The 16,474-nt window shown below is 64.3% G+C and carries 15 protein-coding genes and 2 pseudogenes; 5 read left to right on the plus strand and 12 right to left on the minus strand.

Annotation, left to right across the window (positions count from 1 at the left end; all coding sequences use genetic code 11):
- Positions 1-150 precede the first annotated feature (150 nt).
- Positions 151-3,438: a protein kinase gene (locus ACIBG0_RS26720; protein WP_397035869.1), complete on the minus strand. Its 3,288-nt coding sequence runs from the start codon at positions 3,436-3,438 to the stop codon at positions 151-153.
- 760 nt (positions 3,439-4,198) lie between these two features.
- Entirely contained in the window at positions 4,199-4,642 is a 444-nt protein-coding gene (locus ACIBG0_RS26725; RefSeq protein ID WP_397035871.1) for a CocE/NonD family hydrolase, read from the minus strand.
- Between the two features lie 334 nt (positions 4,643-4,976).
- On the opposite strand from ACIBG0_RS26725, the gene ACIBG0_RS26730 reads away from it, so the two are divergent.
- From ACIBG0_RS26730 to ACIBG0_RS26740, 3 genes and pseudogenes are all read left to right on the plus strand, one after another.
- Positions 4,977-5,315 (plus strand): YciI family protein, encoded by a 339-nt coding sequence (locus tag ACIBG0_RS26730; protein WP_364359915.1) that lies wholly within the window; start codon positions 4,977-4,979, stop codon positions 5,313-5,315.
- Positions 5,312-5,449, plus strand: a pseudogene (locus ACIBG0_RS26735) (RNA polymerase subunit sigma-24); the annotation flags it as partial. The gene ACIBG0_RS26730 and the pseudogene ACIBG0_RS26735, both read left to right, overlap by 4 nt.
- Before the next feature lie 103 nt (positions 5,450-5,552).
- The gene (locus tag ACIBG0_RS26740) at positions 5,553-6,494 is read left to right on the plus strand and encodes an RNA polymerase sigma factor (protein ID WP_397035838.1); all 942 of its coding nucleotides are present in this window, start codon (positions 5,553-5,555) and stop codon (positions 6,492-6,494) included.
- 311 nt (positions 6,495-6,805) lie between these two features.
- On the opposite strand, the gene ACIBG0_RS26745 is transcribed toward ACIBG0_RS26740, so the two are convergent.
- From ACIBG0_RS26745 to ACIBG0_RS26785, 9 genes and pseudogenes are all read right to left on the minus strand, one after another.
- Complete coding sequence (locus ACIBG0_RS26745; protein ID WP_397035839.1) at positions 6,806-7,450, minus strand: hypothetical protein; 645 nt, start codon at positions 7,448-7,450, stop codon at positions 6,806-6,808.
- The gene (locus ACIBG0_RS26750) at positions 7,423-8,103 is read right to left on the minus strand and encodes a hypothetical protein (RefSeq protein WP_397035841.1); all 681 of its coding nucleotides are present in this window, start codon (positions 8,101-8,103) and stop codon (positions 7,423-7,425) included. The genes ACIBG0_RS26745 and ACIBG0_RS26750 overlap by 28 nt, the downstream gene beginning before the upstream one ends.
- A gap of 575 nt (positions 8,104-8,678) precedes the next feature.
- Positions 8,679-9,221 (minus strand): TerD family protein, encoded by a 543-nt coding sequence (locus ACIBG0_RS26755; protein ID WP_397035873.1) that lies wholly within the window; start codon positions 9,219-9,221, stop codon positions 8,679-8,681.
- A 28-nt stretch (positions 9,222-9,249) separates the two neighbouring features.
- Positions 9,250-9,507: pseudogene (locus ACIBG0_RS26760) on the minus strand (hypothetical protein); the annotation flags it as partial.
- Positions 9,508-9,519: 12 nt separating this feature from the next.
- On the minus strand, positions 9,520-9,972 hold the full coding sequence (locus ACIBG0_RS26765; protein WP_397035843.1) for a CBS domain-containing protein: 453 nt from the start codon (positions 9,970-9,972) through the stop codon (positions 9,520-9,522).
- Between the two features lie 526 nt (positions 9,973-10,498).
- Positions 10,499-10,822, minus strand: a complete 324-nt coding sequence (locus ACIBG0_RS26770) for a DUF1048 domain-containing protein (protein ID WP_397035844.1) — start codon at positions 10,820-10,822, stop codon at positions 10,499-10,501.
- Between the two features lies 1 nt (position 10,823).
- Positions 10,824-11,180 carry a DUF1048 domain-containing protein gene (locus ACIBG0_RS26775; RefSeq protein WP_397035846.1) on the minus strand — a complete coding sequence of 119 codons (357 nt, stop codon included), beginning with the start codon at positions 11,178-11,180 and terminating at the stop codon, positions 10,824-10,826.
- Positions 11,177-11,485, minus strand: a complete 309-nt coding sequence (locus ACIBG0_RS26780; RefSeq protein ID WP_397035848.1) for a PadR family transcriptional regulator — start codon at positions 11,483-11,485, stop codon at positions 11,177-11,179. Before ACIBG0_RS26780 ends, ACIBG0_RS26775 begins: the two co-directional genes overlap by 4 nt.
- Positions 11,486-12,281: 796 nt before the next feature.
- A complete protein-coding gene (locus ACIBG0_RS26785) occupies positions 12,282-12,431 on the minus strand; it encodes a hypothetical protein (RefSeq protein WP_397035849.1) in 150 nt (49 codons plus the stop codon).
- 645 nt (positions 12,432-13,076) lie between these two features.
- Between ACIBG0_RS26785 and ACIBG0_RS26790 the strand changes: the two genes are divergently transcribed.
- Positions 13,077-14,951, plus strand: a complete 1,875-nt coding sequence (locus ACIBG0_RS26790; RefSeq protein ID WP_397035875.1) for a potassium transporter Kup — start codon at positions 13,077-13,079, stop codon at positions 14,949-14,951.
- A gap of 387 nt (positions 14,952-15,338) precedes the next feature.
- Here ACIBG0_RS26790 and ACIBG0_RS26795 read toward each other — a convergent pair whose 3' ends face one another.
- Entirely contained in the window at positions 15,339-15,755 is a 417-nt protein-coding gene (locus ACIBG0_RS26795) for a hypothetical protein (protein WP_397035851.1), read from the minus strand.
- Positions 15,756-16,114: 359 nt separating this feature from the next.
- Here ACIBG0_RS26795 and ACIBG0_RS26800 point away from each other — a divergent pair.
- Positions 16,115-16,474 (plus strand): alpha/beta fold hydrolase (locus tag ACIBG0_RS26800; protein ID WP_397035853.1); only part of this gene is annotated, 360 nt, incomplete at its 3' end.

A 16,474-nucleotide genomic window follows, 5' to 3' on the forward strand; every position in this document is an offset into this window, starting at 1 on the left:
AGCATCGCACAATATCGATGATGGCCGTCTTCTCCGGGACCCAACCTCGCGCTTCGCCTGCTCCAAGGACGCGTACAGAGTGGCCGGATCACCTGGGCGGCGTGGGGCGATCTCGCCGATCGATCAAAGGGATGACCCGGTCTGACACCTTCAACTGTGTGCGAGTCGGCTCCGCTCGGCGACCCAGGCGGCGATCTGGGCACGCGAGGTGAATCCGAGTTTGGTCAGGATGTGTTCGATGTGTCCCTCAGCGGTGCGCAGCGAGATGCTCAGGCGGGTGGCGATTGCCCTGTTGGTCAGGCCGTCGGCGACGAGGTCGGCGACCTCCTGCTCCCGTCTGGTCAGCTCCGCCGGGCCGACAGCCGTGGCCTTTGGTTGCTCTCCTAGGGCGTAGTCGGTCGCGGCGTCGAGATCCAGTGCGACGCCTTCGCGGTAGGCAGCCTCGAAGGATCGCTGGCCAAGCGTGCGACGGACGGCTCGCTCGCAGTCCTCATGGTGGACGGCCAGGTCCGGGAACAATATGGCAGAGCCGCCGATCGCCTGAGCCAGTGCGTGCGCGGCGCCCAACAAGACGGCGGCGCGCCGCGCGCTGCCCTCGATTCCCACAATCCATGCCAGTGCTTCCAGGGCTAACGCAGCCAGGAGCAGATCTTTCTGTCGCCTGGCCAGCTGCAACTGCTGCCGCAGCAGCCCTAGCGCACGATCGCGATCACCCCGAAGCAACGCGGCGACCGCCGCCCCCCACAAGGCGATTGACCGATGCACGGCTTCGCCGTGGGATTCGATTATCGCGAGGGCCTTCTCGAAGTAGGAGAAAGCTGGTGCGCTGTCCTCCCGCAATGCGTGCACCCAGCCGAGCCCGAGCAGGGCCCAGACCTGCCCGTAGACGTCGCCCTGCGCATCGAACGTCTCGAGGGCGGCCTCCAGGGGAGCGCAGGCGCGCGCAGCATCGGCGATGCGGACCGCGTGCAGACCTTGGGTGAGGTTCGCGAACGCGTGCACGATCGGATGCTCGGTCTGTTCGGCGAGCGCCCGCGCCTGCCTGACCAGTGCGGATGCCGCGGGGAGATCGTCCTGGGATTCGGTCACCAGACTGGCTCGCCACAGTGCCTTGGCGCGTGCCGGCGTGGCAGTGGCGGGTGCGCTGGCGAGGGCGCGGTCGAGCCAGTGCCGAGCCTCACCGAGCTGGCTTCGGGAGAACCAGAACAGTTGCAGGGCTGCCGCGAACGACAACGCGGCGTCGGATCCTGCTCGGGTGTCGGTCAGGCAGAAGTCCAATGCCTCGCGCAGGTTCGGTTGTTCGCGGTCGAGGCGGGCGATCCAGTCGAGTTGTCGAGGGCTGATCCAGTCGCCCTCGGCGTCCTCGGCGAGCTGCCGGTACCAGTCCCGGTGCCGGCGCCGCAATTCCAGGTATTCGCCGGCTTCGTCGAGTTTGTCGCGGCCGTAGTCACGGACCGTCTCGAGCAGCCGGAACCGCACCACCGAGTCCGACTCTTCGCGGATCAGGATGGACTTGTCGACCAGCGCGGTGAGCACATTGAGCAGATCCTCCGCTCCGAGGTCGTCTCGGCACACCTGCTCGGCGGCGTCGAGTTCGAAGCTGCCGGCGAACACCGACAGCTGTACCCAGACCGCTTGTTCGGCCGGGGTGCACAGCGAGTAACTCCAGTCGATGCACCACCGCAGGGTCTGCTGGCGGCTCGGCGCGTTGCGGCTGCCGCGGGTCAGCAGTGCGTACCGGTCGGTGAGCCGTTGCAGGATCTGTTCGGGTGACAGTGCGCGCAGCCGGGCTGCCGCCAACTCGATGGCCAGCGGCAGCCCGTCGAGGTGGCGGCAGATCTCGGCTACCGTGGCGAGGTTGTCCTCGGTGAGCGCAAAGCCGGGCACCGCGGCGGCGGCCCGTTCGACGAACAGGGTGACCGCGTCATAGCGGGGCGCACCCCGCAGCGACGGTTCTCGATCTGGATCGGGAACGGCCAGCGGCCGCACCCGCAACGCGGATTCCCCGCCGATGCCCAGAGGCTCGCGGCTGGTGGCGAGGATCCGCAGTCCCGGGCACGCGCGCAGCAGAGTGTCGGCGACCTTCGCTGCCGCATCCACGATTTGTTCGCAATTGTCGAGCACCAGCAGCAACTGCTTTGGCGCCAGATATTCGATCAGTACGTCGAGCACCGACTGTCCCCGCGGACGCAACCCCACAGCGGCAGCGATCACCCCCGGCAGCAGGCCACCGTCGTGTAGTTCGCTGAGCTCGACCAGCCACACCCCGTCAGTGAAGTCGCGTCGCACACCGGTCGCGACCCGCAACGCCAGTCGGGTCTTGCCCACCCCACCGATCCCGGTCAGTGTCACCAGCCGCCAGCTCGCCAGCAGACTCTTGGCCTCGGTCAATTCGACACGGCGACCGACGAAGCTTGTCAGCTCCAGAGGAAGAGACGTCTGTTCGCTGGCCGAAGAACCGGACGGCACGGGCCCCCGCACCGGCGAGGGGCCGGTGGTCAATGGAACCGGGGTGCTCTCTTGCTGCTCGGAACCCGCTGCGGCCCGCACCGCCATCTCATCGACCGGCCACCCGTGCCTGACCTGCAACTGCTGCAGCTGCTCGCCCAAGGCCGCCATGGCGGGCCGCTGCTCCCGAACGCTGGCCATGGCACGTTCGATCACCTGCGAGAGGTCCTCATCGATGCCCTGCTCGCACAGATTCGGAGTCGGCTGCGTGGTGATCCGCAGAAACTGGGCCACCATCTGCTCGCCGCTGCGTCGCTCGAACGCCGCATGCCCGGTCAACGCCGCGAACAAGGTAGCGCCCAGACCATAGACATCGGCCGCCGCGGTCGGCTGTTCTCCCGCGAGCACCTCCGGTGCGGTGAATGCCGGCGAACCCGTTATCGTGCCGGTGGTGGTGCGGAATCCGTCGGCGATACGCGCGATCCCGAAATCGGTCAGTGCCGGCTCACCGTAATCGGTGATCAGGATGTTGGCGGGTTTGACGTCCCGGTGCACGATGCCGAGCCGATGCGCGGTCTCCAGCGCCCCGGCGAGTTTCACTCCCACTCGCAGGGTCTCGGCCACCGACAGGGGACCGTGACGACGGATTCGGGCGTCGAGGGAATCCTGTGGGTAGTAGGGCATCACCAGATAGGGCAGACCGGATGCGGTGGTGCCTACCTGCAGTACTTCCACGATGTTCGGGTGCCCGGTCAGCCGGCCCATCGCCCGCTGCTCCCGAACAAACCGTTCCCGGTTATCCTCGGCGAGGTCGGCGGTCAGAACTTTTACCGCCACAGTCCGATCCAAGGCCGTCTGGGTGCACCGATACACCACGCCGAATCCGCCGCGACCGATCTCCTCGGCTTCGGCGAATCCAGCTTCCGCCAGCTCCATCGGGACCGTGGAGATCGGGTCGCGCTGAGTTTTGAACGAGTCGATTTCGCCCATATACAGGTCCTGCTTGATGGTGTACCTCAGCATATAGCGCCGTACCAGTGCGGTGGCCTCGTCCTTGGCCCCCGTATCCGGAGCCAACTGAGGGTCTGTCCTGACCGATGGCGAAGATGCTTATACCGGAGAGGAAGTCGCTGTAGATGCGTCGTACGACCGGAGCCGTTTGTGGGTCGGCTTCGAGTCGATGAAGCCGTCTTCCCTCGGTGGCCTTGCCGGGGTCGGGATGAGGACCGGCGTCGGCGAGAAGATAACCGTACGGTGGTCGCCCGCCGAGATAATGTCCTACAACGCCCACGCATCTCGATGGGGACGGTTCATTCGAATTTCACCCCGTTTCGCGCCATTTCATGTCATTTCATGGCAATTGGCGCCCGTTATTGATTACACATCAATAACGCAGCTATGGACCTTTCAAAAACAATGTGGAGGCGTCATCTGCGAGACGGAATCGGCACAGTGTCACCAAGCCGCAGGTGGAGATCTTGTGAACGATCGCTTACGTCGCCGGTCAGGCACTCGATGAGCCGCCGTATTTGACTGCGGCGGCTACGAAAGTTCCGATGTGAAGAGCAACGAGATCAACGGTTTCCGATGATCTGATTCCGCAGAAGTACGGGAACTGAGCTCTCGGCACACTGATCGCTGACATCGAAAGTGGCGAAATGGCTGGTAATCAGCAATGGCACATCGCAGGTGCCGGAGGCGTAGGACGACCGCACCGGCGCTGCCGGGGTGTGTTGGCTGCCATTCACGCTTACTGCCCCTTCGTGGGAGCCGGAATCACGGGGAGCACGATGCGGGACGGCTGGGTGGCGTTGTGGGCGATTTCCTGCCGGGCCGGGCGTGAGCGCGTGCCCTGCTCGATGGGTTCGCCCGTGTTCAGGTTCCGGTCCCAGCGCGGGAAGTTGCTGGATGTGACGTGCACTCGGATGCGGTGACCGGCGCAGAACACGTGACTGGTCGACCACAGGTCGATGACCTGTTCGGTGAATTCGCCCGGGGTCGCCACCGCGCGCACGATGCCGTCGACGATGTTGCGTGAGATGCCTTGGATGTCGACGTCGCAGAGGCGCACCTGTACACAGCGGTGTGTGCTGGTGGTTGCTCGATGCTCGCCATCGGCAGACCGGCACCGATTCCGCAGCCATCGTCGCCGACGAGCCCGATGGTGGAGAAGGAAGGGATCAGCGGAGGTAATGTGTCATCGGTTACATCGACCACCGCCGAACGGAGCAAACCCGCAGGTAGGGGTGTACGGCCAGGACAGGGTGTCCAGGCGATGCCCGGACCCGATTTTTGGGGCATAAATGCCACAGTTAGGTGTCCGGAGGGGGAGCTGACCCACATCCCCAACCTCGCATTCGCCGCCGACCTGCAGTTATCCTGAGCGGTCTCGTAGCGACTGCCAGGGGCGCAGGTGCTTGCGATGGTTCTCGGCGCGAAATCTTGCACGGTTTCGCGGTTGCGTGTCCCCTCAGGCCAGTCGTGTTCGTCGGGTAGGTGTCGGTGAAATTCGAGCTTGGAGGAGAGTCATGCGGTACGCATTGCTGATCAACGAGTTGCCCGGTGTGTTCGAGGCCCTAGGTGCCGCCGAGCAGGAGTCGGTGTCCGCCGAGTACATCGCGATCAGGTCGGACCCGCGGGTGGTGGACGGTGCTCATCTCGCGCCCGCACACACCGCGTCGACAGTGCGGGTGAAGGAGGGTGATGCGCTGGTGACCGACGGGCCGTTCGCCGACACCAAGGAGGTGTTCGGTGGGTATTTCCTGGTCGAGGCCGATGATCTAGACGCCGCGATCGAGGTCGCCACGAAGATCCCGGCTGCGCGGCTCGGTGGGTCGGTGGAGATCCGGCCGATCGTGAAGGCGTGATCGACGAGGTATTCCGCGCCGAGTGGGGGCGCGTATGGGCCTACTCGAGTGGCTTCCTCGGCGATGTCGATCTCGCCGAGGAAGCCACTCAGGAGGCTTTCGCGATTGCTGCGGAGAAATGGCCGGTCGATGGCGTGCCGGACAACCCGGGCGCGTGGTTGACCACGCCCGCCCGCCGCCGGGCAATCGACCGCCCGCCGCCGGGCAATCGACCGGCTGCGCCGCGACCGTGCCTTTGTGGCCAAGGCGACCCTGTTCGCCGCCCCCGAGGCCGAGGAGGTCGACATGGTCGAGACTGCGATCGGCGACGAACGACTCGAGCTGGTGTTCATGTGCTGCCACCCTGCGTTCGCGGTCGATGCGCAGGTGGCACTGACACTGCGGGCACTGGGTGGCCTGTCCACCGAGGAGATCGCCCAGGCTTTCCTGGTCGCACCGAGCGCCATGAAACGGCGATTGACCCGGGCCAAAGCCAAGATCAAGCTGGCGGGAATTCCGTTCCGGGTGCCACCGGATCATGCACTGCCCGAGCGCGTCGGCGCGGTGCTGAAGGTGATCTACCTGATCTTCAACGAAGGATACGGCGGACGGGACGAACTGGCCGATGAGGCCGTGCGATTAGGCAGGATGCTGGCCACGCTGATGCCCGACGAGCCGGAAGTGCTCGGGTTGCTTGCGCTCATGGTGTGCCACCACGCCCGGCGCTCCGCACGTCACCGCGAGGGCGAGATCGTTCTGCTGGACCAGCAGGACCGTACCGAGTGGGACAGTGCGCTGATCGCGGAAGGTCGAGCTTTGCTCGATCGGGCCATCGCGCGGTCCTGCGGTCCCTACGTCGTACAAGCCGCGATTGCTGTCCTGCACACCGAACCCGAAACCGATTGGGCGCAAGTGGCCGCCCTCTACCTCGAATTGGTCCGGCTCACGGGTTCACCGGTGGCCGAGCTCAACCGTGCGGTCGCGGTCGCACAGGCAGGCGCACCACAGGCAGCATTACGCATCACCGAGGCGTTGGGTCTGGACAACTACCCGTACCTGCATTCGACACGTGCCGAACTACTGCGTCGGCTCGGTCATCCCGAGGAGGCCATCGCCGCCTACCGGCGAGCACTCGAACTCCTCACCACCGAGCCGGAACGCCGCCTCCTGCGTAGACGCATAGCCGACCTGGAGCAATGAGGATTGCATCGTCTGTTGGCCGCACATGGTGGTCATCCTGCTCACCGACCTGGGACCGGCAATGGCGATCACGCTGTCGGACACCCGCCTGCCGACGACACCGACACGACCGGCACAACACTCGGGCCACCACCGGGCATCGGCACCGACTTCCTACAAGCCGTCGCCGTACGCGGCACCTGCACGGTGGCTCGAGGGACGGGGGTGGGTGCTGGCATTTCGCGTGCCTCGTCGGCGGTCTCGGCGTCATCGCATTCAGGCTGGTTGTGTATGAGTTGCCCGAGGAGTTCGGCCGCTGCGCGTGTGTCGGTTTATGCGGCCTCGGCTTCGATGGTTGCGTGGGCGATGCCGCGGGGTCGTCCGGCTCGGGTCCAGCCCCAGTAGAGCAGCGCGGCGAGGAGCAGGGCCGCGGCGAGGGAGGCGAGCGGTTCGCCGCGGGCGAGGTTGACGATGAGGGTGAAGGTGACGACGGTGGCGCCGAAGAGGTTGACGGTGAGCCACTTTCGTTGCCTGGCTTGATGGGAGAAGTGGGCCATGGCGATCAGGCCGGTGAGGAAGCTGACGAAGACCGCGACGGCGTAGAACAGCACGAGGCGCTGGTCTTGGCCGTCGGCGGCCACGGTGACTGCTGCCGAGACGGTGGTGAACACAGCGACTCCCCAGTAGGGGGTGTGGTGGGTGTTGATATGGCCCAGCACTGCGGGCAGGATCCCGCCTTCGCGGCCAGTCGTGTCGATGTATCGGGCGAGGGCTTTGAGGAGCCCGGGTCCGGCTTGGAATGATGACGATGCCGCAGACAGCAGTAGTAGGGCGGTGGCGGCTTGGAAGAAGGCGTAGACGGCCGGTGAGGTGGCGGCTTGGGCGAGGTCGGCGAGTTGGGTGGAGTCGGTGCTGGGGACACCGATGTGCAGGTGGACTGCGGCACCGGTCAGCCCGAGGGTGAGTCCGCCGACCACACCGAGGGTGAGCCACAGGGTGATTCGCCCGAACCGGCGTCGTCCTCGATCGTCGAGTTGGCCGAGTTGGGCGATTGCGGAGGAGGGGGCTTCGACACCGGTGGCCAGCGCCATGGCGACCGGGAACGCCAAGGCGACAGCCAGCACCGGAGCGCGGTCGGTGTGGTCGGTGATGGCGGTATGTGCGGTGTTCCGGTGGTGAAGCCGTCGATGATGACGATGGTGCCGCCGATGATGAACAACATGGTCAGCACTGCGAAGAGGGTGCGACCGAGGTGCCCGAACCAGGTGATGGCGGCGACGAACATCAGCAACCCCAGAGCTAGGGGTATCCGCCAGTGCGTGAGGCCGGGGATGTAGGCGATTACCGCAGAGGACCCCGCGGACACGCTGATCGCGATGGTCAACACGAAATCGACGATCAGTGCGCCGATCGGGATGAACGCCCACGCCTCTCCGAACGCCTCACCGGCTGCCGCGGCGGCGCCTCCGCCTTGGGGGTAGCGGGCCACCAGCTGCTGGTAGTTGACGATGATCACCCCGATGATGGCGACGACCAAGCCCATCGTGACCAGCAGCAACCCGAGATCACCGTGCAGTGCGCGCAGGGCGGCTTCGATGGCGTAGGCGACCGATGACACCGGGTCGGCCATCACAGCAAAGGCGAAAGCCGTCAACAATACTGGCCGCGAATGAAACAACGACCGGAATCGGGCGGTCGCGGATCGAGGCGGTGCTGCGGGCAGGTCCTGTGATACGGGCACGAGCGCGGTTCCCTCCGGTCGACAGCACTGCGGGATCGCCGACCAGATCTTCCCGGCACACCAGAACCCAAATTACCCCAGTGCATGACGCCCTGCTGCCGATATCGAAGGACGTTGCACGCTACGGTCGGTCGAGGTGCGGACCGCGCGGACGCCAGCGAGCAGTGGCTGTGTGGATACGATGGGCATTGTTGGTGGGTGATTTCCACCGGCCTCTTCGCGTAGTGACCGCCGTGCTCGCAGCGGCCGGGATGGGCCCCTGGTCCTGTCGGGATTCGCCTATTCGGTTGCGGGACCGGTGGTTACCTGGCATCAAACCCTGCCATCGTCGATGCGTCCACGAACTCGCCTGAGCTGTTAGGTCAACAAAGCTCTGAGTAGTGGGATCTCCTCGACGAGAGGCCGTGCCCGGACGCCTTCGCTGATCGACTCGAACTGCCAAACGCCTCGTCCGGTGTTCGCGACTATGTCAAGAACGCCCGCAGTTGGGGGATGGCCTCGACGGGATGTTGTGCGCGGATGGCTTCGCCGATCGGGTCGAACTGCCACACCCCATTCATGCGGGACAGTTTGCCCATGACCAGTCCGGTGTGCGTTCCACCGCCGGTCAGGTCGTAGCGGGCGATTTCAGTACCGGACACGCCGTCGACCAGGCGGCAGAACGCGTTCTCGATCTGGTCGAAGGTCTGGCCGGAGTAGGAGGTGACGATGAAGACGACGGTGGTGACCTCCGGGGGTAGTCGGGTCAGGTCGACGGTGATTATTTCGTTGTCGCCCTTGCCTTCTCCGGTTGTGCTGTCGCCGAGGTGTCGTACCGATCCGTCGCGGGAGCTGAGTTGTTCGTGGTAGACGACATCGACGATCTGGTCGGCGGCGAACAGCAGTGCCGCCGCGTTCAGGTCGATGTCGTCCGACCGCGACCGCAGCCAGCGACGGGCGCGGACCGGATCCCAACCCAGCGCCATGGTGACATGGGCGAGCGCCGCTCCACTCTCGTCGCGCAACATTGCGAACAATGGTTTCTCCCTGGTGTTGTCAGGCGAATACGAAGTAGCGCAGCCACAGATACGGTGCGGCGACCGCGATGGTGATCGCGGTGACGACCGCACCCTTGCGGGTGAACTCCCAGAACGAGATCGGCGCCCCGGCGCGAGCGGCGATGCCGAGCATCACCACGTTCGCGCTGGCGCCGACCGCGGTCAGGTTGCCGCCGAAGCCCGAACCCAGGGTCAGCGACCACCACAGGGCGCCGGTGTGCCCGGGGTTGTCGATTCCGGCCGCGAGGTCGGCGACCCGGCTCACCGATCAGATTGTGGCGAGCGCCACCTGTAGTAACCGCGAGGCGGTGATCACGCCGATCATCCGGGTTCCGTCGACCACCGCGATCAACGGGCATCGGCAGCGGGCCATCAGCGCGGCGACTTCGATCACGGTGTCGTCGGCGCTGGCCACCGGCAGGATGGGCTTGGGTTTCGATTCCGGGAGCAGTCCGCCGACGGTCTTGCCGCGCAACGCTTCCGCGACCCGATCGGCCACCGATTCCGACAATACCCCGGCCAGCGACGGGTCGTCTTGAACATATCCCGGCACCAGGAACCACACCACCTGCGCCGCCGGTAGCACCGCAAGGGGCACTTGGGCGGCGTCGGTCACCACGATGCCCGGCAGCCGATGCTCGGCCAGCAGCCTCGCCGCGGCCAACGCCTCGGAATCCTTGGTCACCGACGGATAGTCCTCCGCCCTTTGACTTGCGTGCACACCAGCACGATACGACTGCCCGAGCCCCCACCGTCACGTATTTGCCGACGACATCGCCACGACCAACCATTGTCGTAGCGCATGCCTGTGTGAGCACCATTGAGCCACCCCTTCGCCGGACCGCCCGACTCGCCGACCGGGTCGGGTTGCCGACCCAGACTTCCCGGCGCACCACCGGTAAAGATGCCGTAAAAACGTCGGTTGGGCAAACCGGGGATATGTCGTTGCTCGGCCTGTGTGGTGGCGGATCGGGCGGTGAACGGTGCCGTGGTGTGGGTGCGGCGGTCGCTGTGAAGGGCCGGTGAGGTTGCTCGGATCAAGCCGGAGCCGGAGTAGCCGCGGTGATGTAGCGGCGACTCTGGTCCGGGGAAACGGTGCAGTCGATATCGCCGTGGATGGCGGTGATGTTGGATGCCGACCGGGAGGTGAGCGATGGGTGAGGCGAACCGCACCAACGGGAAAAATTCGCGGTCAGGGGCAGGCTTTCTCTCGATCACAGACGGTCAGCGAGACAACGGAGATCATTTCACTCCCTTATCGACTTCCTTGCTGCGACAGACTCTTGATAGATATCGGCATAGGTCCGTGAGTCTTTTATCAGGTGATCGCAGAAAGCCGCGACATCATTGCCGATGAGTTCCATGACTCCTTTGTCGGATGCGACCCCTTCCTCGAGGAAATCGAGAAGCCCCGAGAGCAAGCTCCCGTCGACCAGCTCGACTGGCCCGATCTTGAAAAAGTATTTTTGAATTTCCTTGTATACAATCTGGTAATCGGTTGGGAGCGCTTTGACCCGCGCCATGTGCGCCCGCCACTCTCTCTTACCTTCGATAATGTCGCGGATGCCCACTTTATCCTCCTAGCCGGCCCAGTTTCCTTGCAACGTTCTTGTTCAGCTGGTCGCGCCACTTGTCGCGATAACTCTTGGCTCCTTCTTCGCCAGCAATCGCCGCACAGAAGCCTTTGATGTCGTTGCCCAGCGCCTCGTGGACACTCTGACCATCCGACGCCGTTTCCTCGAGCAGTCCTAGCGCGCCGTCGAGGATCGGCATCAAGTTGCGACCCGTGAAGCCCGCATAGGGGGAGATATGAATCTTGATCTCCTCCCACGCCGCTGCATACTCTGGCGGGAGAGCCTTGGCTCGAACTTCGAAGGCCGTGTATTCCTTGGTGAGATCGCTGCCTGTGATCGTCTCCCAGAAGTTCATTTCTCGCTTCCCTTGAGCTCATTGATGCGTGATGAGACGTATTCCCATTTCGTCCAGAATGTCGCGAGCTCTTTGCGTCCCGCGTCGTTGAGTGCGTAAAATTTGCGCGGTGGACCGACGTCGGAAGGTCTTTTCGAAACATCGACCAGTCTATTTTTCTCCAACCGCAGCAGGATGGCGTAGACTGTCCCTTCGATGACGTCCGCGAAACCGAGTTCATTCAGCCGACGCGTGATGGCATAACCATATGTCTCCTCGGCCCCGATGATCTCGAGGACGCAGCCTTCGAGCGTGCCTTTCAGCATTTCCGTCAAATTGTCCGTAGAAGCCCCCTTTCGATAGAAGTAGGCTACTCAGTGATACTGACTACCACTAGACTGTATCACAGAGTAGGTGCCGAGACACCTCGCGCCCGGATCGGAGAGGTCGTCGCGGAGCGGCCGTGGGTCGCGGTCGCGTGTGGGCAGCGATGCTCGCGACAGTCGTCGGGACAGCACTCATCGGGCACCCTGGGCGAGCTCGATCCCACACCCCGATCGGCGTGCCGGCCAAACACCTTCCAGCCTCCAAAGATCAGCCCGGAACAGCGCTTGCGGCCCGCATACCTCCGAGACCGCGCCAGCCGGAGTGCTTCCAGTGGTTGCACCGACCGGCGCTCGTCAGGCATCTCCGATCATGCGGAGGAATAGCGCAAGGACCGAATAGCTACCCTCAATCGGTTTCCGATGTTGACCGGGATCGTCGGTTGGCGTTGACAATCGCTTTCGGCCAAGGTGCGAATGTTCCCTTCCGGTTGGAATGCTGCGAAAACACCTGGTAACTGATTGTTTTGATGCTCGGCGCACGTGGGTCGTCGAGGTCGTGGGTTAGCGGATCAGGCTGGGGGTGGAGGGTTCGGAAGCACTCCCGACCCCATGCGCGGGCGGAGCAGGTCTTCGCCGTACTACTGCAAGATGAATTTCGAGCACATGCCGAATCCGCCGTGGATAGTGGGGGGTATCCGCAGGTCCCGATCGTGATGGTGACAATCTGCACCGGTCGGTGGTGAATCTCCGCCGCAACAAGTGGCTAGGGACTTCTGCACGTGGAAGCTGCCAAGGGTCAGCCTCGCCATCGGCTGAGGATCACGTAGGCGGTGACCACGAGGATGATCATCACCAGGATGGCGGAGCCGATCATGACCGCGTTCGTGCTGTAGCTGGGGAGATCCCCCGATTCGGTGGCGAGCAGCACCACGCGTCCGATGTTCATTGCTTCCCCCTTTGCGATATTTCGAGCGTAGGCCGCTGTTAGCGGGCTCGGCCGTTGAGATATCGCTAAGAAACCTTCGAAGCCCGAGGTCAGAGCCGGGCGGCGTCGAGCGCCGGTGTTGCCACGGCGGCGATGCGTCGATCCGACGCGGCGGGGAAAATGATCGTATGGGTGAGGTCCGCGGGTGGGGAAGACGCTGGTCCCGAATTCCGCCGCCGGACTGTGGGCGCTCACCGCGGCCGCGCGGTTGATCAATGGGTCCCGCTCGGAATCGCCAGGGCCGCGGCCGAACCCGATAGCACAGGGGTGTGCGCGTGCACAGGTCGATGAAGGGTCCCGAACTACGACGACCTCAGCCTGCGCCGGGTCCAGCCTCGCGTGAAATACGGCCATCCGGCGGATCCGCAGCGACTTCGCTGCGCAGAGGCTCAGGCTCTCTTAACTGGCAACCCAAACCGCCCGATAACGTGGCGACACACGCCTGTGATCGATGAGATGTGACAGACCACCGAGTCGGTTACCGTGGCATCGCCGTGGTCCCCGCCGTGATCGGGTGCGGACCAGCAAACGAGGAGTTAGGGCATGAGCACGGAGTCTCTGGTCGCCGAGTCGGCGCGCGCAGCGAATGGTCCGCATTCGGCTGGGATGGCGGTGGTGGTCGGTGCTCTCGGGGTGGTTTTCGGTGATATCGGTACTAGCCCGATCTACACCCTGCAGACGGTGTTCAACCCGGATGATCCGCATCCGGTGCCGATCAGTTCGGCGAATGTGTACGGCATCGTGTCGCTGATTTTCTGGTCGGTGATGCTGATCGTCACGCTGACCTACGTGATCCTGGTGATGCGCGCCGACAACGACGGTGAAGGCGGGATCATGGCGTTGATCACGCTGCTGCGCCGGATGGGTGGGGCGCGTGGTCGTGCCGCTACGGCGCTGGCGGCACTCGGGATCTTCGGTGCCGCACTGTTTTTCGGTGACAGCATGATCACCCCCGCGATTTCGGTGCTGTCGGCGGTGGAAGGTGTGAAGGTCGTCGAGTCGGGGTTGGAAGATCTGATCGTGCCGCTCACGGTCGTGATCATCGTGGGTCTGTTCGCGGTGCAGCGCCATGGGACCGCGGTGGTCGGTCGGTTATTCGGGCCGGTGATGATCGTCTGGTTCGTCTCGATCGGTGCTTGCGGGGTAGGTGGCATCGCCGGGCATCCGGAAATCCTGCGCGCGCTCTCGCCGACGTATGCGGTGAGTTTCATGGTCGGGCATTTCGGTATCGCTTTCTTCGCGTTGGCGGCTGTGGTGCTCGCGGTCACCGGCGCGGAGGCGTTGTACGCGGATATGGGCCATTTCGGTCGCAAGGCGATCACGCGCGGCTGGTTGGGGTTGGTGCTGCCGGCGTGCACGCTGAGCTATCTCGGGCAGGGCGCGTTGCTGCTCGGTGATGAGAGTGCGGTGAGTAGTCCGTTCTTCCTGTTGGCGCCTGGGTGGGCGCGGCTGCCGATGGTGTTGATCGCGACCGTTGCCACGGTGATCGCTTCCCAGGCGGTGATCACGGGTGCGTATTCGGTGGCGTCGCAGGCCGCTCAGCTCGGTTATCTGCCGCGGTTGCGGGTGGCGCACACCTCGGAGTCGACGATCGGGCAGATCTATGTCCCATGGATCAACTGGGTGCTGATGGTTTCGGTGATCACTCTGGTGTTCGCGTTCCGGAGTTCGGCGGCGTTGGCGTATGCGTTCGGTATGGCGGTGGTCGCGACGATTACGATCACGACGCTGTTGTTCTTCTACATCGCTCGGGTCAAGTGGGGTGCCCCGCTGTGGCTGGTCCTGCTCGGTGCCGTTCCGTTGCTGGCGGTTGACCTGCTGTTTTTGGCGGCGAATATGACCAAGCTGGTGCACGGGGCGTGGTTGCCGCTGTTGATCGGGGTCACGGCGTTCACCGTGATGACCACGTGGGCGCGGGGGCGTGCGGTCGTCACTCGGGCGCGGGAGGAGAAGGAGGGGCCCCTGCGCGGCTTCATCGATCAATTGCGTGATCAGCGGCCACCGCTGCTGCGGATCCCCGGTACCGCGGTGTTTTTGAACCGCGGCAAACAGACCACGCCGCTGGCGATGCGCGCCAATGTCGAACACAATCTGGTGCTGCATGAGCACGTGGTCATCCTGGCGATCGACACGGTGCCGGTGCCGCGTGTCCCGGACGCTGAGCGCACCGAGATCGATTCCCTCGGCTACGGCGACGACGGAATCATCCACGTGACAGCGCATTTCGGGTATATGGAGACACCGAACGTCCCGCACACGCTGCGGCTGCTCAATCCGACGCAAACCGAAGGCCGGATCTCGGTCGATGGTGCCTCCTACTACCTATCGAAGATCGAGTTGAAGAAGGGCGCGGCACCGACCATGGCGGCATGGCGCAAGCGACTGTTCATCGCCACCTCCTACATCACCGCCGACGCCGCCGAATACTTCGGCCTGCCGGGCGAGCGGACAGTGATCATGGGTTCGCGCGTCGAGGTGTGAACACGATCGAATCTGCCCTCGCCGACATCCGTCGAAACCGTAAGGACGCCATCAATATTGAGCCTGCCGAACCCCAGCACGTTCGTGCGTTAGCGTCTGCAATATTGGGTGAGGTTGGTGAGTCTGGATCGGGGCACGGGCGGGCGTGGGCGAGGTATTCGGCCCAACTGGCTCGGGCGTAGTGGGCCCATTTCTGGGTTCCTTCCCGGACCAATTGATGATCAACTCCGCACCGCTCGCAGTACTTTAGACAGCGTCTCCTGTCGCTGATTTCGCCTCCGCGACCTTCTTTCTGGTAGCAGGTGAGTGTGGCGGCGAGTGAGGCTCGTGTCACTGGCGGGTGTCCGAACAGGTCGAGTACGGGAACTGGTTGACCGGCCCCGCGCTTCAGCGGGTAAGGCCAGCCTCATGGTCGGCGGCAGCGATTGCGTCGTGAAAACGCTTGTGGACCCAATGGCGCTGGCCCAGGATGTTCACCTGCCCCCATCGGCCGGAGACCGGACCGAGCCGGGTGTGTCGTGGCATGGTGCCCACCAGCTGCTGCGGCTTGGCGCCGCCCGACAGCTTGCTGCTCTCCAGCACGTATATGGCGTTCGCAGTGACTGCCACGCACCGATACTTGTTCCAGAACATCGTGAGACCAGTGAGATATGTGATGAGGAAGAAGATGAAGCTCGGCGCGGTCTGACAGATGAACACCTGCCGGATTTCACTGCCTGCGGGAAGTAGCGGTGCCGAACGCTCTACCAGGTCCTGCCGCGGTTCGAATGGCGCCGGACGATCCGGTTCGGGGCTGCTCGTCACTCACAAATTCATACCACCTCGGCCCCGAGACCGCCTCGTCCGTGGCTGTGATTCGTTTGCGGCGCGCCGGAATCGTTTGTGCTCCACGATGTTCGACTCGTGACCGATGAACTGCCGTCACGTCTTGTGCCGGACGAGCTGTGGGCACTGACCGAGCCGTTGCTGCCGAAGTTCACCCCGCGCCCGCAGGGCGCAGGCAGGTGGCGAAGGCGAAATCGGCGACATGAGACGGTCTTGGGTGGCCGTCAGGAGGCGCCGCTGCGCCCCGTGGCCCTGTGCGAGCAGGTGGAACACCGTATCAGTGGCCGTGTCAGGCAGGTGTCAGGGTGGTGTCAGGTCAGACGGCCAAAGTGGTTGCCATGACGAACAACAGCACCTCTTCGACCACTTCGACTTGGACCGGCATGGTGGCGGTGGATGACACGGCCCTGGCTGTGACCGACACCGGTGGTCCTGGCCAGCCTGTGGTCTATCTCAACGGCGCCTACGCTGATCAGTCGCACTGGCGGCGGGTGATCGCCGACCTTGGCCCTGGGTTCCGGCACATCACCTACGACGAGCGGGCCCGCGGGAAATCCAAGCAGTCCGCGGACTACTCCTTCGAGGCGTGCTTGCGCGATGTCGATGCCGTCCTCGCGGCGCGGGGGGTGCAGCAGCCGGCGATCGTGGTGGGCTGGTCCTACGGTGGCGTGCTGGGGTGGCATTGGGCCGACCGCAAT

This window comes from Nocardia sp. NPDC050630, from assembly GCF_044457245.1.
Taxonomy (GTDB): Bacteria; Actinomycetota; Actinomycetes; order Mycobacteriales; family Mycobacteriaceae; genus Nocardia.